Source organism: Ruegeria sp. ANG-R, from assembly GCF_000813985.1.
In the GTDB taxonomy this organism is placed as follows: Bacteria; Pseudomonadota; Alphaproteobacteria; order Rhodobacterales; family Rhodobacteraceae; genus Ruegeria.
On record NZ_JWLJ01000005.1, the window covers coordinates 1 to 19253 of the forward strand.

At 58.9% G+C, this 19253-nt stretch carries 16 protein-coding genes; 10 read left to right on the top strand and 6 right to left on the bottom strand.

Annotated features, from left to right (window positions below):
• Positions 1-2504, bottom strand: a 2504-nt coding sequence (gene mutS, locus RA27_RS13870; protein ID WP_052265296.1) for a DNA mismatch repair protein MutS, incomplete at its 3' end; no start/stop codon positions are given.
• Between the two features lie 160 nt (positions 2505-2664).
• Here mutS and RA27_RS13875 point away from each other — a divergent pair.
• Positions 2665-4920, top strand: a complete 2256-nt coding sequence (locus RA27_RS13875) for an NADP-dependent malic enzyme (protein WP_039540356.1) — start codon at positions 2665-2667, stop codon at positions 4918-4920.
• A gap of 3 nt (positions 4921-4923) precedes the next feature.
• Positions 4924-5796, top strand: coding sequence for a ribokinase (locus RA27_RS13880; protein ID WP_039540100.1), 873 nt, complete (start codon positions 4924-4926; stop codon positions 5794-5796).
• Here RA27_RS13880 and msrA read toward each other — a convergent pair.
• From msrA to RA27_RS13895, 3 genes are all read right to left on the bottom strand, one after another.
• Positions 5793-6464: a peptide-methionine (S)-S-oxide reductase MsrA gene (gene msrA / locus RA27_RS13885; protein WP_039540103.1), complete on the bottom strand. Its 672-nt coding sequence runs from the start codon at positions 6462-6464 to the stop codon at positions 5793-5795. The two genes, RA27_RS13880 and msrA, sit on opposite strands and share 4 nt — an antisense overlap.
• Before the next feature lie 91 nt (positions 6465-6555).
• The gene (locus tag RA27_RS13890) at positions 6556-6837 is read right to left on the bottom strand and encodes an SCP2 sterol-binding domain-containing protein (protein ID WP_039540106.1); all 282 of its coding nucleotides are present in this window, start codon (positions 6835-6837) and stop codon (positions 6556-6558) included.
• Positions 6838-6971: 134 nt separating this feature from the next.
• Positions 6972-8198 (bottom strand): argininosuccinate synthase, encoded by a 1227-nt coding sequence (locus RA27_RS13895; RefSeq protein ID WP_039540108.1) that lies wholly within the window; start codon positions 8196-8198, stop codon positions 6972-6974.
• A gap of 139 nt (positions 8199-8337) precedes the next feature.
• Between RA27_RS13895 and RA27_RS13900 the strand changes: the two genes are divergently transcribed.
• Positions 8338-9105 (top strand): hypothetical protein, encoded by a 768-nt coding sequence (locus RA27_RS13900; RefSeq protein ID WP_039540111.1) that lies wholly within the window; start codon positions 8338-8340, stop codon positions 9103-9105.
• Between the two features lie 56 nt (positions 9106-9161).
• The gene (gene ilvA, locus RA27_RS13905) at positions 9162-10388 is read left to right on the top strand and encodes a threonine ammonia-lyase IlvA (protein ID WP_039540114.1); all 1227 of its coding nucleotides are present in this window, start codon (positions 9162-9164) and stop codon (positions 10386-10388) included.
• Here the strand turns inward: ilvA and RA27_RS13910 are convergent.
• Complete coding sequence (locus tag RA27_RS13910) at positions 10385-10714, bottom strand: Hpt domain-containing protein (RefSeq protein ID WP_039540116.1); 330 nt, start codon at positions 10712-10714, stop codon at positions 10385-10387. The genes ilvA and RA27_RS13910 overlap by 4 nt on opposite strands.
• Before the next feature lie 142 nt (positions 10715-10856).
• Between RA27_RS13910 and RA27_RS13915 the strand changes: the two genes are divergently transcribed.
• Positions 10857-12131 (top strand): SpoIIE family protein phosphatase, encoded by a 1275-nt coding sequence (locus RA27_RS13915; RefSeq protein WP_039540119.1) that lies wholly within the window; start codon positions 10857-10859, stop codon positions 12129-12131.
• On the opposite strand, the gene RA27_RS13920 is transcribed toward RA27_RS13915, so the two are convergent.
• On the bottom strand, positions 12128-12574 hold the full coding sequence (locus RA27_RS13920) for an NUDIX hydrolase (protein ID WP_039540122.1): 447 nt from the start codon (positions 12572-12574) through the stop codon (positions 12128-12130). The genes RA27_RS13915 and RA27_RS13920 overlap by 4 nt on opposite strands.
• 76 nt (positions 12575-12650) lie before the next feature.
• Between RA27_RS13920 and RA27_RS13925 the strand changes: the two genes are divergently transcribed.
• The 5 genes from RA27_RS13925 (at position 12651) to RA27_RS13945 (ending at position 19239) form a co-directional block, all read left to right on the top strand.
• Positions 12651-13637, top strand: a complete 987-nt coding sequence (locus tag RA27_RS13925; RefSeq protein ID WP_039540125.1) for an Hsp33 family molecular chaperone HslO — start codon at positions 12651-12653, stop codon at positions 13635-13637.
• Positions 13627-14226, top strand: a complete 600-nt coding sequence (locus tag RA27_RS13930) for a CoA pyrophosphatase (RefSeq protein WP_039540128.1) — start codon at positions 13627-13629, stop codon at positions 14224-14226. The genes RA27_RS13925 and RA27_RS13930 overlap by 11 nt, the downstream gene beginning before the upstream one ends.
• Positions 14223-15377 (top strand): CCA tRNA nucleotidyltransferase, encoded by a 1155-nt coding sequence (locus RA27_RS13935; protein WP_039540131.1) that lies wholly within the window; start codon positions 14223-14225, stop codon positions 15375-15377. Before RA27_RS13930 ends, RA27_RS13935 begins: the two co-directional genes overlap by 4 nt.
• 194 nt (positions 15378-15571) lie before the next feature.
• Positions 15572-17410: an ABC transporter ATP-binding protein gene (locus RA27_RS13940; RefSeq protein WP_039540134.1), complete on the top strand. Its 1839-nt coding sequence runs from the start codon at positions 15572-15574 to the stop codon at positions 17408-17410.
• Positions 17407-19239, top strand: coding sequence for an ABC transporter ATP-binding protein (locus RA27_RS13945; RefSeq protein ID WP_039540137.1), 1833 nt, complete (start codon positions 17407-17409; stop codon positions 19237-19239). The genes RA27_RS13940 and RA27_RS13945 overlap by 4 nt, the downstream gene beginning before the upstream one ends.
• Positions 19240-19253 lie beyond the last annotated feature (14 nt).

The window sequence follows — 19253 nt, forward strand, 5'->3', positions numbered from 1 at the left end:
GGCGGAGGGGGTGGCGGCGCTGCTGCTGAAAACAGGGGTAAATCGTCGATCAGCGCCTTTTGTTTTCCACCCTCGCGTTCTGTTTTTTCCAGTTGGTCCAATACGATACGGGCGCGATCAACAACTGAAGGGGGAAGGCCAGCCAGTTGAGCGACCTGCACGCCATAGGATCGGTCGGCGGCGCCCTTGTGAACCTCGTGCAGAAAGATGACCTCGCCGTCCCACTCTTTGACCGCGACGGTTGCGTTTTCTACGCCATCCAGATTCCCGGCAAGTGCCGTCAGTTCGTGGTAATGGGTGGCAAACAATGCGCGGCATTGGTTGGCAGCATGGAGGTGCTCCAGCGTTGCCCAGGCGATGGACAACCCGTCATAGGTGGCGGTGCCTCGGCCGATTTCGTCCAGAATAACAAGCGCATGGTCGTCCGCCTGATTCAGAATGGCGGCGGTTTCAACCATCTCGACCATGAAGGTCGAGCGGCCCCGCGCCAGATCGTCTGATGCGCCGACGCGGCTGAATAATTGGCTGACGATGCCGACATGCGCTTGTTCCGCCGGAACATAGCTGCCCATTTGTGCAAGCAAGGCGATCAGCGCATTTTGACGCAGGAAGGTCGATTTACCGGCCATATTGGGGCCCGTAAGCAGCCAGATGGCCGCGCCCGTTTCGGCGCTCAGATCGCAGTCATTTGCGATGAATGCCTCCCCGTTTTGTTGGCGCAGCGCGTGTTCCACCACTGGATGGCGCCCCCCCAGAATGTCAAACGCGCGCGATCCGTCCACTTTCGGGCGGCACCAGCTTTCACCCCGTGCCAGATCCGCCAGTGCGGCTGTCAAATCCAGTTCTGCCAGCCCACGGGCGGCTTGGTTCAGCCGTGCAGCCAGATCCAAAATAGCGCTCGAAAGCCTTTGATAGAGCCGCTTCTCGATCTCCAGTGCCAGATTTCCCGCGTTCAGGATGCGGGTTTCGATCTCGCTGAGTTCGACGGTCGTGAACCGCACCTGATTGGCGGTGGTCTGGCGGTGGATATAGGTCTCGCTAAATGGCGGGTTCAGCATCTTTTCGGCATGGGTGGCCGTGGTTTCGATAAAATAGCCCAGCACATTGTTGTGCTTGATTTTCAACGACGAGATGCCGGTGTGCTCCGCGTATTTCTGCTGAAAGCCTGCAATCACTGATCGGCCTTCGTCCCGCAGGGTACGCGCTTCGTCCAGTTCGGGGTCGAAACCGGGGGCGATGAAACCTCCGTCGCGCGCCAGCAAGGGGGGGTCGGCGACCAGCGCCTCATCCAGCAGGGTCAGAAGATCGTCAAACCCGATGAGATTCTGGATGGCGGTCGCCAGCAGAACAGGAAGGTCCTGGGTGACGCAAAGCCCGGCTATTGTCGCCGCCTGAGTCAGCCCGTTGCGTATAGACGCAAGATCACGAGGACCGCCCCGGTCTAGCGAAAGACGAGACAAGGCGCGGTCCAGATCGGGGGTTTTACGCAGGGCCTCACGCAGGTCCGAGTTGATCAGGCTGTCCTCGACGGCGAAAGAAACGGCATCCAGCCGGTCGTGAATCACATCCAGATTGCGCGACGGGCTGGAAAGGCGTTGTTCCAACAGCCGCGCGCCGCCCGGCGTAACGGTGCGATCGACCACCGACAGCAGCGACCCGGCACGACCACCGGACAAAGATCGGGTGAGTTCCAGATTGCGCCGCGTGGCGGCGTCGATCTGAACCACACGATCCTCGGATTCCTTCAACGGGGTTTGCAGTAGGGGTAGTTTGCCCTTCTGGGTGATATCCAGATAATCGATCAAAGCGCCCATGGCAGACACTTCGGCGCGTCCGAAATTGCCGAAGGCATCCAGCGCACCAACGTGAAACAGGCCACAGATACGTTTTTCCGCCGCTGTACTGTCAAAACTGGCCCGCCCGACCGGCGTAAGCGAGATGCCAAGATCCATGACCGGTTCGTGCAGCTTTTCCTCGGACCCGTCGGCCACGATCAGCTCGGAGGGGGCCAGCCGTGCAAGCTCGGGGCTCAGTCGCACTGAGGTCAGCGGCATCACGTGAAACGCCCCGGTTGAAATATCGGCCCAGGCCAACGCGGCTTCGTCCCGCACCTCGGCATAGGCGGCCAGAAAGTTATGTCGCCGCGCCTCGAGCAAAGCATCTTCGGTGAGCGTGCCGGGTGTCACCAACCGAACAACATCGCGCTTTACGACTGATTTAGAGCCTCTTTTCTTGGCTTCTGCCGGGCTTTCCATCTGTTCACAGACCGCGACGCGGAAACCCTTGCGGATTAGGGTCAGTAGGTAACCCTCGGCCGAATGGACGGGCACGCCGCACATCGGAATATCTTCGCCGTTATGTTTGCCGCGTTTGGTCAGGGCGATGTCCAGCGCCTCGGCGGCGTTCACCGCATCCTCGAAGAACATTTCGTAGAAATCGCCCATGCGATAAAACAGCAGGGCGTCTGCATGAGCCTCTTTGATCTCAAGGTACTGCGCCATCATCGGCGTGACTGTGGACAAAACCGGCCCCCTTCTGGCGTATTCCGGTCGCGACCTTACAAACCCGGCCTTGGCTGCGAAAGGCGAAAAGTATTCCCGTTGAGGCGCGGCCCTGCCTGCGCTATGAGGCAAAAGCCCCGAAGTCATGGAAACGACCGTTAAGATGCCCAAAGCGAAGATCACCAAAGAAGAGGCGCTGGCCTTTCACCTCGACCCGACCCCCGGCAAGTGGGAGGTGCAGGCCACCGTTCCCATGACGACGCAGCGCGATCTGTCGCTAGCCTACAGCCCCGGCGTGGCGGTTCCATGTGAAGCAATCGCCGAAGCGCCCGAGACGGCCTATGACTATACCAACAAGGGCAATCTGGTTGCCGTGATCTCGAACGGCACCGCCGTTCTGGGCCTTGGGAATCTCGGCGCGCTGGGCTCAAAACCGGTGATGGAGGGGAAATCCGTCCTGTTCAAACGCTTCGCTGACGTGAACTCGATCGATATCGAACTGGATACCGAAGACCCGGATGAGTTCTGCCGCGCGGTGCGTCTAATGGGCCCGACCTTTGGCGGTATCAATCTGGAAGATATCAAAGCGCCCGAGTGTTTCATCATCGAACAGCGCCTGAAGGAAGAGATGGATATCCCGGTCTTCCACGATGACCAACACGGAACAGCCGTGATCTGCGCGGCGGGCTTGCTGAACGCGCTGCACATCTCAGGCAAAAAGATCGAAGATGTGAAAATTGTCCTGAATGGTGCGGGTGCTGCTGGGATTGCCTGCATCGAACTGCTCAAGGCAATGGGTGCGCGGCACGAGAATTGCATCGTCTGTGACACCAAAGGCGTGATCTACCAAGGCCGGACCGAGGGCATGAACCAGTGGAAATCAGCCCACGCGATCACCACCGATCTGCGCACGCTGGAAGATGCCATGAAGGGTGCGGATGTGTTCCTGGGTGTGTCCGTCAAAGGGGCAGTGACGCAGGATATGGTGGCCAGCATGGCGGATAACCCGGTGATTTTCGCGATGGCGAACCCCGACCCCGAGATTACGCCAGAAGAGGCGCACGAGGTGCGCGTGGACGCCATCGTTGCCACGGGCCGCAGCGACTATCCGAACCAGGTGAATAACGTTCTGGGCTTCCCGTACCTGTTCCGCGGTGCGCTGGACATCCACGCGCGGGCTATCAATGACGAGATGAAAATCGCTTGCGCCCACGCTCTGGCACGGTTGGCGCGTGAAGATGTTCCGGATGAAGTCGCCATGGCCTATGGCAAGTCGCTGACCTTCGGTCGCGATTACATCATCCCGACGCCTTTTGATCCGCGCCTGATTCACCGCATTCCACCTGCGGTTGCCAAGGCCGGCATGGATACTGGCGCGGCGCGACGTCCGATTATTGATATGGACGCCTATGAGCTGAGCCTGAAATCGCGCATGGACCCGACGGCCAGCATCCTGCGCGGCCTGAACGCACGCGCCCGTGCGGCGCAAAGCCGGATGATCTTTGCCGAGGGCGACGATCCGCGCGTCTTGCGCGCCGCCGTCATGTATCAACGCTCGGGCTTCGGCAAGGCGCTGGTCGTCGGTCGACCGGATGACGTCAAAGAAAAGCTTGAGGCGGCCGGCTTGGGTGATGCTGTGCGAGAGCTTGAAGTGGTGAACGCCGCCAACACTACGCATCTCGATACTTATAAGGACTTCCTGTATCAGCGCCTGCAACGCAAGGGGTTCGACCGCAAAGACATCCACCGCCTCGCAGCACGTGACCGACATGTATTTTCGTCTCTAATGCTGGCGCATGGACATGCTGACGGTCTGGTTTCCGGCGCGACGCGAAAGTCTGCACATGTGCTGGACCGGATCAACCATGTGTTTGATGCAGACGCCACGCATGGCGCGGCGGGTGTCACCGCCTTGCTACATAAAGGGCGGATTGTTCTGATCGGCGATACGCTGGTTCACGAATGGCCGGACGAGAACGATCTGGCCAATATTGCCGAACGGTCCGCTGCTGTTGCACGCCACATGGGGCTGGAACCCAGAGTTGCGTTTGTCAGTTTCTCGACCTTTGGCTATCCGGTGTCAGAACGGGCCGAGAAGATGCACGTCGCCCCAACTGTTCTTGACGCGCGTGGCGTCGATTTCGAATACGAAGGGGAAATGACGGTTGATGTGGCTCTGAACGTGGATCAGCAAGAAGCTTATCCGTTTCAACGCCTGACCGGACCAGCTAACATCCTGATTGTCCCCGCACGGCACTCCGCCTCGATCTCGACCAAACTGATGCAGGAAATGGGTGGAGCCACCGTGATCGGCCCGATCCTGTCTGGCGTCGACAAGCCGATCCAGATCTGTTCGACGGTCTCAACCGCGAATGACATTCTGAACATGGCCATTCTGGCCTCCTGCGATATCGGGTAAACCATGACGATCTGGAACCTTGGCTCGATCAACGCGGATATGGTCTATGCCATGCCGCATCTGCCCGAAGCGGGTGAAACTCTTGCAGCCAGCGGGCTGCAGAGGTTTCTGGGCGGCAAAGGCGCGAACATGTCGGTGGCGGCGGCCCGCGCAGGGTCACGGGTGTCGCATATTGGCGCGGTCGGGTCAGATGGTCGCTGGGCGCGGGACAGGCTGACTGAATATGGCGTCGATACGCGGCATATTGCCGAGGTCGATGTGCCAACCGGTCACGCAATTATCGCTGTAGATGCGCAGGGCGAAAACCTGATCGTTTTGTTTCAGGGCGCAAATCATGCCATTTCGGACGATCAGCTGGGGCAGGCTTTGTCCTCGGCGGCGTCCGGCGATCTGCTCGTCATGCAGAACGAGACCAATGCGCAGCTCGAGGCGGCCAAGCTGGGCCGTGAAATGGGACTGACCGTCTGTTATGCGGCAGCCCCGTTTCAGGCCGAGGCGGTTCAGGCGGTCCTGCCCTATCTGGATTTCCTGATCCTCAACGAGATCGAGGCCGAGCAACTGCAGCAGGCCACGGGCCTGGCTCCGTCAGACCTGCCTGTTGAACATGTTATCGTAACCTTTGGCTCCAAAGGTGCACGCTACTATCATCAAGGCAGTGAGCCGCAGGCGTTTCAGGCCCATAAGGTCGATGCGGTCGATACCACCGGGGCAGGCGACACCTTCACCGGGTATGTTCTGGCGGGCATGGACCGGGGAATGCCAATGGCGCAGGCGATTGCCCAGGCAAACCGTGCCGCGGCGCTGATGGTCACGCGGCACGGGACGGCTGATGTCATTCCCGACCTGAAAGAAGTGCGCGACGCGCAGCTCAATTAAGAACCTGCAAAGAGCGCCTCGTTCCCCCACAACTGCTTGACGCGCGCATCGCGACCGCAGGCTTTGCGGTAGGCTTTATAGGCGTTCTTCTGGCGTTTGGGTCCAAACCGGGTCAGGACCAGCTTGTCGCCTTTGTAGTAATCCTGATGATAGGCTTCCGCAGGGTAAAAGGTTCCGGCTTGCAGGATCGGTGTGACCACCGTTTGACCCAACGCGTTTTGTGCGCTGGTCTTGGCCTGCTGCGCCAACGCCTTTTCCCGTGTGTTAGAGACGAATATGGCGGTTCGATAGCTCTCACCCCGATCACAGAACTGGCCGCCCGCGTCAGTTGGGTCGACCGAACGGAAGAACATGCTCAGCAAGGTTTCACGGGAAACGCGAGCGGGATCGAAGGTGATCTGGACCGCCTCGTAATGCCCGGTTCCGCCTTTTGAGACCTGATCGTAAGTCGGGCTTTCGGTTTTGCCGCCGGTATAGCCCGAGACAGCGCCGACCACGCCGGGAACGGATTCGAAATCGGATTCGACGCACCAGAAACAGCCACCTGCAACCGTCAGCGTTTCAGTTCCGGCGGCGGGTACTGGCAGAGCGCGCAACATTGCGGCCAGCAAGATCAGTACAAACAGCAGAGAAGGTTTCAGGCAATCAAGGTAAGTGGTCCGGGGCATGGCAGGTCTCCTTCCGAAACCAAGCTGCCTGCAGTTTCGTGCGCTTGCAATGCGCTGACATGATTTGTCACGCGCTGGTGACGCGAGTTTATCAGCCCAGCAACTGGCCCAGCTTCATCGCAACACCCATGTTGCCCGAGATCTTCAGCTTACCCAGCGCGACCCCGGTCATCGGGTTCAGCTTGCCGGTCAGAAGCTTGGAGAGGTTCTCGCGCGAGATGCGGATGGTGCAATCGGTCTCGCGGTCTTCAGTCGAGGCGGTATTGTCCGCCAGAACGATCACGCCCTCGTCGCCACAATCAAATTTGAGCGATCCGTCAAAGCTCTTGCCGTTCAGTCCTTTCTGAATTCCGTCGGCGATGTCCTGCAGCATGATCCATCCTTCTCTGATTGACGTATGCGTAAAGACAAACGCCTGACCCGAGCAAGCCTGACCCCACGGGAACCGCACAAAGAAAAACCCCGGTGCATGATGTACACCGGGGCCATTTTTTGGGTTCTGAATGCTTATTTGCTCAGCCGCTTATCGCGTGCGGCCAAGAGCTTCAGGCGCAGCGCGTTCAGCTGAATGAAGCCCGCAGCGTCTTTCTGATCGTATGCTCCTGCGTCTTCCTCAAAGGTCACGTGCGCCTCGGAATACAGCGAGTGATCGGACCAGCGGCCCACAGTGGAGGCCAGACCTTTATACAGTTTCACACGCACGGTGCCGGTGACATGTTCCTGAGATTTGTCGATGGCGGCCTGCAGCATCTCGCGTTCGGGCGAGTACCAGAAGCCGTTATAGATAAGCTCGGCATATTGCGGCATCAGCTGGTCTTTCAGATGCATCGCGCCCCGGTCCATGGTGATGGATTCGATGCCACGATGCGCTTCCAGCAATATCGTGCCGCCCGGTGTTTCGTAGATACCGCGCGATTTCATACCCACGAAGCGGCCTTCGACCAGGTCGAGACGGCCTATGCCGTGCTTGCCACCATATTCGTTCAGCTTGGTCAGGATGGTCGCGGGGCTCATCGCCTCGCCATTGATGCTGACCGCGTCGCCTTTTTCAAAACCGATCTCAATGAATTCCGGCTCGTTCGGCGCATCCTCAGGGTGGACGGTGCGCTGATAGACATAATCGGGCGCCATATCGGCGGGGTCTTCAAGAACCTTGCCCTCGGATGAGGTGTGCAGCAGGTTGGCATCTACCGAGAAGGGCGCCTCACCGCGTTTATCCTTGGCAATCGGAATTTGGTTCGCTTCGGCAAATTCCAGCAGACGGGTGCGGCTGGTCAGGTCCCACTCGCGCCATGGAGCAATGACCTTGATGTCGGGGTTCAGCGCATAAGCGGCCAGTTCAAAGCGGACCTGATCGTTGCCCTTGCCGGTCGCGCCATGGGCGACGGCATCAGCGCCGGTCGCTTCAGCAATCTCAACCAGACGTTTCGAGATCAGCGGACGCGCAATTGACGTACCCAGCAGGTATAGACCTTCATACTGCGCATTGGCGCGGAACATCGGGAAAACGAAATCGCGGACGAATTCCTCGCGGATGTCCTCGATATAGATGTTTTCGGGCTTGATCCCCAGCAACTCGGCTTTTTGACGGGCAGGCTCAAGCTCCTCGCCCTGACCCAGATCGGCGGTGAAGGTCACAACCTCACAGCCATACTCGGTCTGCAGCCATTTCAGAATGATCGAGGTATCAAGGCCACCGGAATAGGCCAGAACAACTTTCTTGGGCGCGGACATCTGACTTCCCTTTATGCGTAGAACGACTGGCCCCTAGCGGGTTTTGCACGCGGGGGCAAGCTGTGTGGATTGACGCAGGCAGGGATTTGAGGTGAAACGGGCGGATAGAGAACAAGGATTGGTTGAGAGGGCGGGTTTCATGCTGGGGCTGGAGATATTCGTACATTCGGTGAAGATGGTTCTCAGGAACCTGACGCAGGCGTTGCAGATTTCCGTCGTACCCGCGCTGATTGGCGGTCTGCTGGTCGTTGGGCTGTTCTTTATGTTCGGGATTCCGCTCGAGGGGATCAGCAACGTCCCGGCCGAAAGTTCGGGGGCTGTCTCGTCCGGGTCTATTGCAATGTTTATCTTTTGTGCGATGACAGTTTTGCTGATCATAGCATTCTGGATCATCGTGTCATGGCACCGATTTGTTTTGCTTGAAGAGTATCCAAGCGGTGTTGTGCCCGAATTCAGGGTCGACCGGATTCTGGCCTATTTCGGCCGGATATTGCTGTTTGTATTATTGGGTGTGATCATACTTCTTCCGGTGTCGTTTGTGATTGGAGCTGTTGCTGGCGCTTCAGCGCTTCTCGGCATTTTCATATGGCTGGGACTGGTGGTGCTTTTGAGCGTCGGATTCTACCGGCTATCCCCGATTTTGCCCGGAGCCGCCATCGGCAAACCGCTTACTTTCTCTCAGGCATGGGCGGCAACATCCGGAGGGAGCGGCGCAATTGTAGTGTTGGTCGTTTTATCAGCGTTGTTCCAGCTTCTGATCCAGTTTCTTGCCGGGATGTTTGTCGTCATTCCTGTGGTCGGGCCCGTTTTGGTGATATTTGCGGGAATGTTGATCCTGCCGCTTATCAATGTCAGCATCCTGACGACGATCTATGGTGTGTTCATCGAAAAGCGCGAACTCAGCTAATCCCGTACACATATGTATTCCTTGCTCTTTTGATCAGGATAAGTCACGACGGGCACATGACAGATTTCATGACCCGCGCCCGCGCTGCCGAACAGGCGATGCGCTCTGTGTTTCCGGCAACGCCGTTGCAGCGGAATGCCCATCTGTCCGACCGTTATGGCGCGGATATCTGGCTCAAGCGTGAGGACCTCAGCCCGGTCCGGTCCTACAAGATACGCGGCGCTTTCAACGCGATGCGCAAGCAGCAGGAGCAGGAGCTGTTCGTTTGTGCCAGTGCAGGCAATCACGCGCAGGGCGTGGCCTATATGTGCAAGCATTTGGGCGTGCGGGGCGTGATTTTCATGCCCGTCACAACGCCGCAGCAGAAAATCCAGAAAACCCGCATCTTCGGTGGTGACAACATCGAGATTCATCTGACCGGAGACTATTTCGACGACACCCTGACCGCCGCGCAAAGCTGGTGCGCCGAACAGGGCGGCCATTTCCTGTCTCCATTCGACGATGAAGACGTGATCGAGGGGCAGGCTTCTCTGGCGGTTGAGATCGAAGAACAATTGGGCCGTGTTCCGGATCATGTTGTTCTGCCGGTTGGCGGCGGCGGTATGTCTTCAGGTGTGGCGACATGGTTCGGGGATCGCACCCACTGTCTGTTCGTGGAACCTGCGGGCGGGGCCTGTCTGCGCGCAGCCCTGGCGGCGGGGCATCCGGTTTCACTGGATCACGTGGACACATTTGTCGATGGTGCGGCGGTGGGCCGGATTGGCGAGAAGCCGTTCGAGCTGTTGAGGTCACGCCACCTGTCGGATGTGCTGACCTTGTCCGAGGACCGCATCTGCGCCACGATGATCGAGATGCTGAATGTCGAGGGTATCGTGCTCGAACCTGCCGGCGCTCTGGCGGTCGAGGCGGTGGGGGATGTGCAGAGCTTTGTACGCGGTAAGACCGTGGTCTGTGTCACCTCGGGCGGTAATTTCGATTTCGAGCGTCTGCCCGAGGTCAAGGAGCGTGCGCAGCGGTATTCCGGAGTGAAGAAATACTTCATCCTGCGCCTGCCGCAGCGTCCCGGCGCGTTGAAAGAGTTTCTCAACATTCTTGGCCCCGAAGACGATATCGCCCGTTTTGAATACATGAAGAAATCGGCGCGCAATTTCGGTTCGGTCCTGATCGGGATCGAAACCCGCAAGCCCGAGAATTTCATGCGCCTGTTTGCGCATCTGGACGAAGCCGGTTTCACCTATACCGACATCACCGAAGATGAAACGCTGGCGCAGTTTGTAATCTAGCGCAGGTTCTCAGCGAGACCCGTCTGAAACAGTGCTTTCGATTCGCTGTAAGCGGAGAATATCGCGGGCAAATCGACCGCCGCACTTTCACCGGCGGCCGCGCGCCGCTCGCCGTCCTGACAGAGTTTTGAGAAACTGTCGAAACCAAGGCTCAGCGCGCTTCCTTTCAGGAAATGCAGATTTTGCTCAATCTCGGTCCGGGCGGTGTCATTGCGCAGCCTGACGATGACCTCCTGCACTTCATCCAGAAAGATCTCGACAACTTCGTCGAACTCGTCTGCGCCGACCTCATCACGCAACTGTCTGACTCTGGACCACTTAATCATGCCACCCTCTTGCGGTTACGTGTTGGTAGCCCGCCCCGGGTAAACGTGACGTTAAATTGCGCCCATGTGATCTTTCATCGGATGTTAAGCTGACGGCCTTAGCGTTGCGACAACTGGAGAGTTGAGCAAGTACAGGGACTTCATGGTGCCGGATGCCAGTCATGTTGAGACCCGGGTCGAGCTGGATTTTGGCGCGATCCGCAAGGTTCTTGTTGTGGACGACAGCCGTCTGCAGCGGCGCATTCTGGTGGCCTCGCTGAAAAAGTGGGGATTCGAGGTTCTTGAGGCGGACAGCGGCGAGGCGGCGATCGAGCTTTGCGCTACCGATCCGCCCGATCTGGTGCTCAGCGATTGGGTCATGCCGGGGATGGGGGGGCTGGAGTTCTGCCGGGCCTTCCGAAATCTGGACCGTGAGCAATACAGCTACTTCATCCTTCTGACCTCAAAAAGCGAAAAGCAGGAGGTCGCGCGCGGGCTGGACGCCGGGGCAGATGATTTTCTGATCAAACCGCTGGAGGCGGATGAGCTGCGCGCACGCATCTCGGCGGGTGCACGCATTCTGGACATGCAGCGGGAATTGTCGCGAAAAAACCAGATGATCGAAACGGCATTGAATGAACTGAAGCTTGCCCATGACGCGATCGACAAGGATCTGATGCAGGCGCGCAAGATACAGGAATCGTTAGTACCCGAGTTGAAGGGAACATTCGGAAAGTCTCAGGTCAGCCTATTGCTGAAACCTTGTGGCCATATTGGCGGTGATCTTGTGGGGATGTTCTCGCCCGGTGTCAATCGGCTGGGATTCTACAGCATCGATGTCTCGGGCCACGGGATTACATCCGCAATGATGACGGCACGGCTTGGCGGGTATCTCTCCAGCAAACATTTCGATCAGAACATTGCGATGGAGCGCAGGTTCAACAAGTTCTACGCCCTGCTGCCGCCTGAAGAGGTCGCGTCGCTGCTCAATTCTCGCCTGATCGCCGACGCAGGGGTCGAAGAGTATTTCACGATGGTCTACGCCATTATTGATCTTCGAAACGGGCATCTGAAAATGGTGCAGGCCGGGCATCCGCACCCGCTGCTGCTGCGCCATAATGGCGAAACCGAGTTTCTGGGCGAAGGCGGCTTGCCGATTGGCCTGCTGCCGGATGCGCAGTTCCAGCAAACGGAAACCTATATGCAGCCGGGCGATAAGCTGCTGTTGCATTCGGACGGGTTTACCGAATGCCAGCTTGCCGACGGCAGTTTGCTGGACGATGACGGCCTGAGGGCGATGGCGGTCGAGTGCGCTGCAGATCACGGAGGTCCGGAATTTCTGGATGACATGTTCTGGCGCCTTACCCAGGTGATGTCGCCAGACAGCGGTATGACGGATGACGTGTCAGCCGTGTTCTTCGAGTATAACGGGACTTAAAGCCCTTGAAGGTGGCGCAAGGCAAAATGGGTGTCGCCCTCGTTGCCCAGCTGGTGAACGGCTTCGGTTGTTTCCATCCATAGGGCTTCGTGAAAGGCTTCGGTCGGGGGGCCAATGCGGCGCACGGGACGGGCGCGGTAGATCAGGCAGACTTTTTCGGCCCACAGGTCATATTCCGGCATGTAGGTAAAGCGGCGAAATGCACCGACACGGCGGGGTGCAGCGATCAGCCAGCCGGTTTCCTCATAGACCTCGCGGTGCAGTGCCGCAATGGGCGATTCCCCGGGATCGATGCCACCGCCCGGTAACTGCAATTCCGGGTTTTTGCCATCGTCATACCATGTCACCAGCAAATGATGCCCCTGGGGCAGCAGGGCATACGCACCGGCGCGTCGGGTATACTTGCGACCTGCCTCGGGGCTTTCGCCGAACCGTCTGATCATGTAAGGCCCCTTTCAACCCGAACTGTTCAACCTATATGGTGGCGGTATGCCAACCTGTGGCGTTTAAGGAAACCCCATGTCTATTGGAACCAAAATCGCGTGGGACGACACCGTCCTGCCCTTTCAACTCGATATACCTGACATGCGCGGCCGCGTGGCGCGGCTGGACGGCGTGTTGGACGGCATTCTGAAACAGCACGACTACCCGCAGGTGGTCGAGGCGCTGGTAGCCGAGATGGCCCTGCTGACCGCATTGATCGGGCAGACGGTATCGCTGCGCTGGAAACTGTCGCTGCAGGTGCAATCCAAGGGCGCCGTGCGGATGATCGCAACCGACTACTACGCGCCGCAGGTCGAAGGTGAGCCTGCGCAAATCCGCGCTTATGCCAGCTTTGACCGGGACCGTCTGACCGACGCGGCCCCCTTCGATCAGGTAGGTGAGGGATATTTCGCCATCATGATCGATCAGGGTGAGGGCACGCAGCCGTATCAGGGCATCACGCCGCTGACCGGTGGATCGCTGAGCGCCTGTGCCGAGGCTTACTTTGCACAGTCCGAACAGCTGCCGACCCGGTTCTCTCTGAGCTTCGGCAAATCGACCGAGCCCGGCGTGGATGAGCATTGGCGCGCGGGCGGGATCATGTTGCAGCACATGCCCAAAGCCTCGCCCTTTGCCGCCTCTGACGAAGGCAGCGGAGATATCCTGACCGCCGCCGATCTGGTCGATGGCGAAGAAGGTGAGAACTGGGGCCGGGTCAATATCCTGCTCGATACGGTGGACGATCTGGAATTGATCGGTCCGGTGATTGCGCCGACCGACCTGCTGGTGCGGTTGTTCCACGAGGAACAGCCCCGGGTCTATGACGCGCAGCAGGTAAAATTCGGTTGCACATGTTCCGAAGATCGCGTGCGCCAAAGCCTGTCGATCTATTCGGCGCAGGATATCGCAACAATGACCACGGATGAAGGCACCGTTACAGCTGACTGTCAATTCTGCGGTGCGCATTACGTGCTGGACCCAACGACCGTCGGGTTCGAGGCCAAAGGTTCGGATGGCGCGTGATCTGATCTCAGACTTGACGTCGGCGCTGGGCCGCGATGGCGCTGGGTCCAGTGACTTTGATCTGAACCCGGAAACTGTTCTGCCAGCGGGGCGCAAATTGCGCCCCGCTGGAGTGTTAGTGCCTGTTTCTATAGTCGGTGATGCGCCGCAGCTGATCCTGACCAAACGCTCGTCTGCGCTAAAGCACCACCCAGGTCAGATTGCCTTTCCGGGTGGAAAGCAGGATGAAGGCGATGCCAATGTCACCGCCACCGCCCTGCGCGAAGCGCGGGAAGAGATCGGCTTGCCGCCCGAACTGCCTCGCATTCTGGGCCATCTTCCGACCCATGAAACCGTGACCTCGTTTTCGGTCACGCCCGTTGTCGCGATCCTTGAATCCGGTTTTGAAACTATCGCCGAACCCGGAGAAGTTGATGAGGTCTTTTCGGTTCCGCTTGCGCATGTCCTGAACCCAGAGAATTATGTCGTCGAGTCGCGGCGCTGGCGTGGCCAGAGACGGTATTACTATGCCGTGCCCTACGGCCCCTATTACATCTGGGGTGCCACGGCGCGGATGCTGCGAGGGTTGGCGGCGCGGATGAGCGAATGAAGCGGATCACGGAAGACTGGATAACCAAAAAAGCCACGCAGGATGTATGCGCTGCCCTGACCAATGGCGGGGCGCAAGCGTTGTTCGTCGGCGGCTGCGTGCGCAATGCTTTACTGCAGGTCCCGGTTTCGGACATCGACATCGCCACGGATGCGAGACCTGACAGGGTCGTAGAGCTGGCGCAAAAAGCTGGGCTGAAACCGATCCCGACCGGGATCGATCATGGCACCGTGACCATTATCAGCAAAGGCATCCCGCATGAGGTCACCACGTTTCGACGAGATGTCGAAACAGATGGTCGACGTGCGGTTGTGGCTTTTTCCGACAAGGTCGAAGAGGATGCCGCACGCCGCGATTTCACCATGAATGCGCTCTATGCGCGGCCCGACGGCACGATCCTCGACCCGCTGGACGGCTTGCCCGACCTGCAAGCGCGGCGTGTGCGGTTTATCGGCGCGGCGCGTGATCGTATCCGCGAAGACTACCTGCGGTCGCTGCGTTATTTTCGCTTTCACGCCTGGTATGGCGATGCAGATGCCGGGTTTGATGCCGACGCCCTGGCTGCGATTGCCTCAAATTTGGGCGGGTTAGAGACTTTGTCACGCGAACGCGTCGGGGCCGAGATGCTAAAGCTTCTGGCGGCACCTGATCCCGCGCCATCAGTGGCGGCGATGCGCAGTTCAGGCGTATTGACAAGGCTTCTGCCGGGGGCGGACGATACTGCGCTGGCGATACTGGTGAAACTGGAACAGGACGCCGGGGCCAGCCCCGAAGCGATTCGCCGTCTGGCCGCGATTGCGCCTGTCGAAGTTGCCAGAACCCTGCGTCTCAGCCGGGCACAATTGCAACGGCTGACCCGGATGCGCGACGAAGCGATGGCGACAACGAGCGTTGCGGAACTGGGCTATCGCTACGGCGCGGCGGGCGGGCTGCACGAGACGCTTCTGCGCGGTGCGTTCCAGGAACAGCCGTGGTCGGGCGATCTGATCGAGGCCTTGGAACACGGGGCCGCAGCCAGCTTTCCGATCAAGGCCGTTGACCTGATTCCCGCCTTCTCGGGCCCCGCGCTGGGCGCGAAACTGGCCGAGCTCGAGGCGCGCTGGATCGCTTCGGATTTCGCGCTCAGCCGCGAAGAATTGCTGGCCAAATAAAATGAAGTCTCAAAAGGGGATGACAAACCCGATTTGATTTGGCAGGGTGCACCTGACTCATATGGAGGGAGGAATGCGAATGTATTACGGGATCTGGTTCGGCTAAAACCCGGAACACTTTGACCCGTAGGGGTGGTGTTCTGGCGCCATCTTTCTTCGCATGACCTATTTACTGCTCAATCGGAGCACTCTCCATGTTTCGCTACTTCGAAAATCTTGTTGACCCTTTTGTCGCCTATGAAGAAGTCGACGCGCCGCCAACGCGGCTGTGGCCCTTCATGCTGGACTATACCCGGCCTTTCTACCGCGTGTTTCTGTGGACGGGTCTGATCTCGGTCGTTGTGGCCGCGGTCGAAGTTGGGCTGATCTATTACATGGGCCGTGTCGTCGACTTGTTGTCTGGCACCCCGTCCGAGGTCTGGCAGGCACACGGCACCGAACTGATGTTGATGGCGGCGTTTGTTCTGTTGCTGCGGCCCTTGCTCCATGTGGTGGATGTGCTGCTGCTCAACAACGCGATTCTGCCCAATATCGGCACCATCTTCCGGTGGCGTGCGCATAAACATGTTTTGCGTCAGTCGGTTGGCTGGTTCGAGAACGATTTTGCGGGGCGTATCGCGAACCGGATCATGCAGACCCCTCCGGCGGCAGGAGAGGCTGTTTTTCAGGTCTTTGACGCCATTTCGTTTTCGCTGGCTTATCTGGTGGGCGCAGGGATTCTGTTGATGGCCGCCGATCCCCGGCTGCTGTTGCCGCTGGTCATTTGGTTCGCGCTTTATGCGCTGCTGGTGCGCTGGGCCGTTCTGCGGGTTGGACCGGCCTCCAAGGCGGCCTCCGATGCGCGTTCGGCCGTAACCGGGCGGGTGGTGGACAGCTATACCAACATTCACTCGGTCAAGATGTTCGCGCATGACTCGCAGGAGCTGGATTATGCCCGGGAAGCCATCGAAGACACCCGGCGCACCTTTCAGATCGAGATGCGGATCTTCACCGTCATGGATGCCGTATTGGTTACGCTGAATGGAATGTTGATCGTGGGTGTTGTCGGTCTGGCACTTGGTCTGTGGGTACAAGGCAGCGCTTCGGTCGGCGTCGTCGCGGCTGCTACGGCTTTGACGCTGCGGCTCAACTCGATGACGGGTTGGATCATGTGGGCCTTGACCAGCTTCTTCCGTCAACTCGGGATCGTGGCCGAGGGGATGGAGACGATTGCGCAACCCATCGAACTGCTGGATCGCACCGAGGCCGAACCCCTGCGGCTGGAAAAGGGTCAGATCGACATCTGCGATCTGTCGCATCATTATGGCCGTGAAACAGGTGGCCTGGATCATATCAACCTGACCATCAAACCGGGTGAAAAGATCGGTCTGATCGGACGTTCGGGCGCTGGGAAGTCGACTCTGGTAAAGCTGCTTCTGCGATTTTATGACGTCGAACAGGGCGCGATTCTGATCGACGGTCAGGATATCTCGGGTGTCACGCAGGACAGTTTGCGCAGCCATATCGGGATGGTCCAGCAGGACAGTGCCTTGCTGCACCGTTCGGTTCGGGCCAATATCCTCTATGGCCGTCCCGGTGCGACCGAAGGCCAGATGATCGACGCGGCGAAACAGGCTGAGGCGCATGAGTTCATCCTTGATCTGCAAGACCCCAAAGGGCGTACCGGTTACGATGCGCATGTGGGTGAACGCGGGGTGAAATTGTCGGGGGGTCAACGGCAACGGATCACCCTTGCGCGGGTGATCCTGAAGGATGCTCCGATTTTGCTGTTGGACGAGGCGACATCCGCCCTAGATTCCGAGGTCGAAGCTTCAATTCAGGAGACGCTTTACGGCATGATGCAAGGCAAGACCGTGATCGCCATTGCGCACCGGCTCAGCACGATTGCGCAGATGGACCGCATTCTGGTGATGGATGGCGGTCGGATCGTCGAACAGGGCGGACATTCCGACCTGTTGGCGCAGGGCGGGCTTTACGCCCAGTTCTGGGCGCGGCAATCCGGGGGCTTCCTGAACCCGGAGGCTGCAGAATGAGGGTCGCCGACCTCATCAATCCGTTCAAGAATATTGAAACGCCCCCGCCGCAAACGTTGGGGGCGTTCATTCGCTGGAGCTTGTCCGGTGCCTGGCCCATGCTGTTCGTCGCCGCCGCGTTCTCGGCCTTTGCGGGCGCCATGGAGGCTGGTACGGCTTGGATTCTGGGTCGCGTGATCGACGTGGTTTCCGCCAGCGAGCCAGATACATTTCTAACCGGTAGCAACATGTGGATGATTGCGGGCGCGGTTGCGTTCTTCATGCTGTTGCGCCCGGCTTTGTTTGGCCTGTCGTCGGTGGCGAATAACTACATCGTCATGCCGAATATCACCCCCTTGGTGCTGGCCAAGCTCAACCGCTGGACGCTGGGCCAATCGGTGACTTATTTCGACGATGATTTCGCGGGTCGGATCGCACAGAAACAGATGCAGACGTCGAACGCCATGGCGCAGGTCGTGTCCGAAACGATCAGCGCCATTGTTTTTGCTCTGGCCTCGCTTGCTGGTTCTTTGCTTTTGTTAGGGTCTATTCATCCTATGGTGATGATCCCGTTTGTGATTTGGCTGGCGGTCTATTTTCTGCTGGTGCGCTGGTATCTGCCCCGTATCCGTAAACGCTCGGCCGCGCGGGCCGGGGCGCGGGCGATGGTGTCTGGTCAGGTGGTCGATACGATCACCAATATCAAAACCGTCAAGCTGTTCGCCCACTCCGAGTTCGAAGATCAGGCGGCCCGTCTTTCGATGGTGGACCTGCGCGAAAGGTCGCTGGAGTTCGGCAAGCTGTCCGCCAGCTTCCGGTTCGTCCTGATGACGCTGGCCGGAATATTGCCGGTTCTGTTGATCGGAGCGACGATCTGGCTTTGGCAAGCAGGCAGCGCCACTGCCGGAGACATCGTTGCCGCCGGTGCCGTATCAATCCGAATTGCGCAGATGACCGGGTGGGTCAGTTTCACGTTGATGGGTCTTTACGCCAATGTCGGCGAGATTGAGAACGGAATGAACACGCTGGCCAGGCGGGACCGGGTCGAGGATGCCCCGAACGCGTCCGTGCTTGCGGTGACAGAAGGCGAGATCGCTTTCGATCACGTCAGCTTTGCTTATGGGCGTGATGTCGGCGGTGTATCTGATCTGCATTTCACCGCTGCCCCGGGTGAAAAGCTGGGCATTGTGGGCGCGTCGGGTGCCGGGAAATCTACCTTGGTTTCGCTCCTGCTCAGGCTCTATGAAGGGGAAAGTGGTGCTATCCGGATCGATAGGCAGGATGTCAGCGGGGTGACCCAGGACAGTCTGCGCCGCCAGATCGGGATGGTTACGCAGGAAACCGCGATGTTCAATCGCTCGGCGCGTGAAAATATTCTCTACGGTCGACCGGATGCCACCGAGCCCGAGATGGTCGACGCCGCCACCAAGGCCGAAGCGCATGAATTCATCCTTGGCCTCGAGGACGCACATGGCCGCAAAGGCTATGACGCGCATCTGGGTGAACGGGGTGTGAAGCTCAGTGGCGGGCAACGGCAGCGGATTGCCCTCGCCCGCGCCATTCTGAAAGACGCGCCGATTCTGGTTCTGGACGAGGCGACATCGGCGCTGGATTCCGAGGTCGAGGCGTCGATCCAGACGGCATTGCACCGGGTCATGCAAGGCAAAACCGTGCTGGCAATTGCCCACCGCCTGTCCACGCTGAGCGAGATGGACCGGATCATCGTGCTGGATCACGGGCACATCGTCGAAAGCGGTACGCATGAGGCGCTGTTGGAGAAGGGTGGGCTCTATGCCCGGTTCTGGCATCGCCAGTCCGGTGGGTTCATTCAGGCGGAGGCAGCCGAATAGGGGGTTTTGTTGTG

What these genes read in the sequence shown, in the direction of transcription:
- RA27_RS13875 (WP_039540356.1), top strand. Translation starts at nt 2,665, where the DNA reads ATGCCCAAAGCGAAGATCACCAAAGAAGAGGCGCTGGCCTTTCACCTC.
- RA27_RS13880 (WP_039540100.1), top strand. Translation starts at nt 4,924, where the DNA reads ATGACGATCTGGAACCTTGGCTCGATCAACGCGGATATGGTCTATGCC.
- msrA (WP_039540103.1), bottom strand. Translation starts at nt 6,464, where the DNA reads ATGCCCCGGACCACTTACCTTGATTGCCTGAAACCTTCTCTGCTGTTT.
- RA27_RS13890 (WP_039540106.1), bottom strand. Translation starts at nt 6,837, where the DNA reads ATGCTGCAGGACATCGCCGACGGAATTCAGAAAGGACTGAACGGCAAG.
- RA27_RS13895 (WP_039540108.1), bottom strand. Translation starts at nt 8,198, where the DNA reads ATGTCCGCGCCCAAGAAAGTTGTTCTGGCCTATTCCGGTGGCCTTGAT.
- RA27_RS13900 (WP_039540111.1), top strand. Translation starts at nt 8,338, where the DNA reads ATGCTGGGGCTGGAGATATTCGTACATTCGGTGAAGATGGTTCTCAGG.
- ilvA (WP_039540114.1), top strand. Translation starts at nt 9,162, where the DNA reads ATGACAGATTTCATGACCCGCGCCCGCGCTGCCGAACAGGCGATGCGC.
- RA27_RS13910 (WP_039540116.1), bottom strand. Translation starts at nt 10,714, where the DNA reads ATGATTAAGTGGTCCAGAGTCAGACAGTTGCGTGATGAGGTCGGCGCA.
- RA27_RS13915 (WP_039540119.1), top strand. Translation starts at nt 10,857, where the DNA reads ATGGTGCCGGATGCCAGTCATGTTGAGACCCGGGTCGAGCTGGATTTT.
- RA27_RS13920 (WP_039540122.1), bottom strand. Translation starts at nt 12,574, where the DNA reads ATGATCAGACGGTTCGGCGAAAGCCCCGAGGCAGGTCGCAAGTATACC.
- RA27_RS13925 (WP_039540125.1), top strand. Translation starts at nt 12,651, where the DNA reads ATGTCTATTGGAACCAAAATCGCGTGGGACGACACCGTCCTGCCCTTT.
- RA27_RS13930 (WP_039540128.1), top strand. Translation starts at nt 13,627, where the DNA reads ATGGCGCGTGATCTGATCTCAGACTTGACGTCGGCGCTGGGCCGCGAT.
- RA27_RS13935 (WP_039540131.1), top strand. Translation starts at nt 14,223, where the DNA reads ATGAAGCGGATCACGGAAGACTGGATAACCAAAAAAGCCACGCAGGAT.
- RA27_RS13940 (WP_039540134.1), top strand. Translation starts at nt 15,572, where the DNA reads ATGTTTCGCTACTTCGAAAATCTTGTTGACCCTTTTGTCGCCTATGAA.
- RA27_RS13945 (WP_039540137.1), top strand. Translation starts at nt 17,407, where the DNA reads ATGAGGGTCGCCGACCTCATCAATCCGTTCAAGAATATTGAAACGCCC.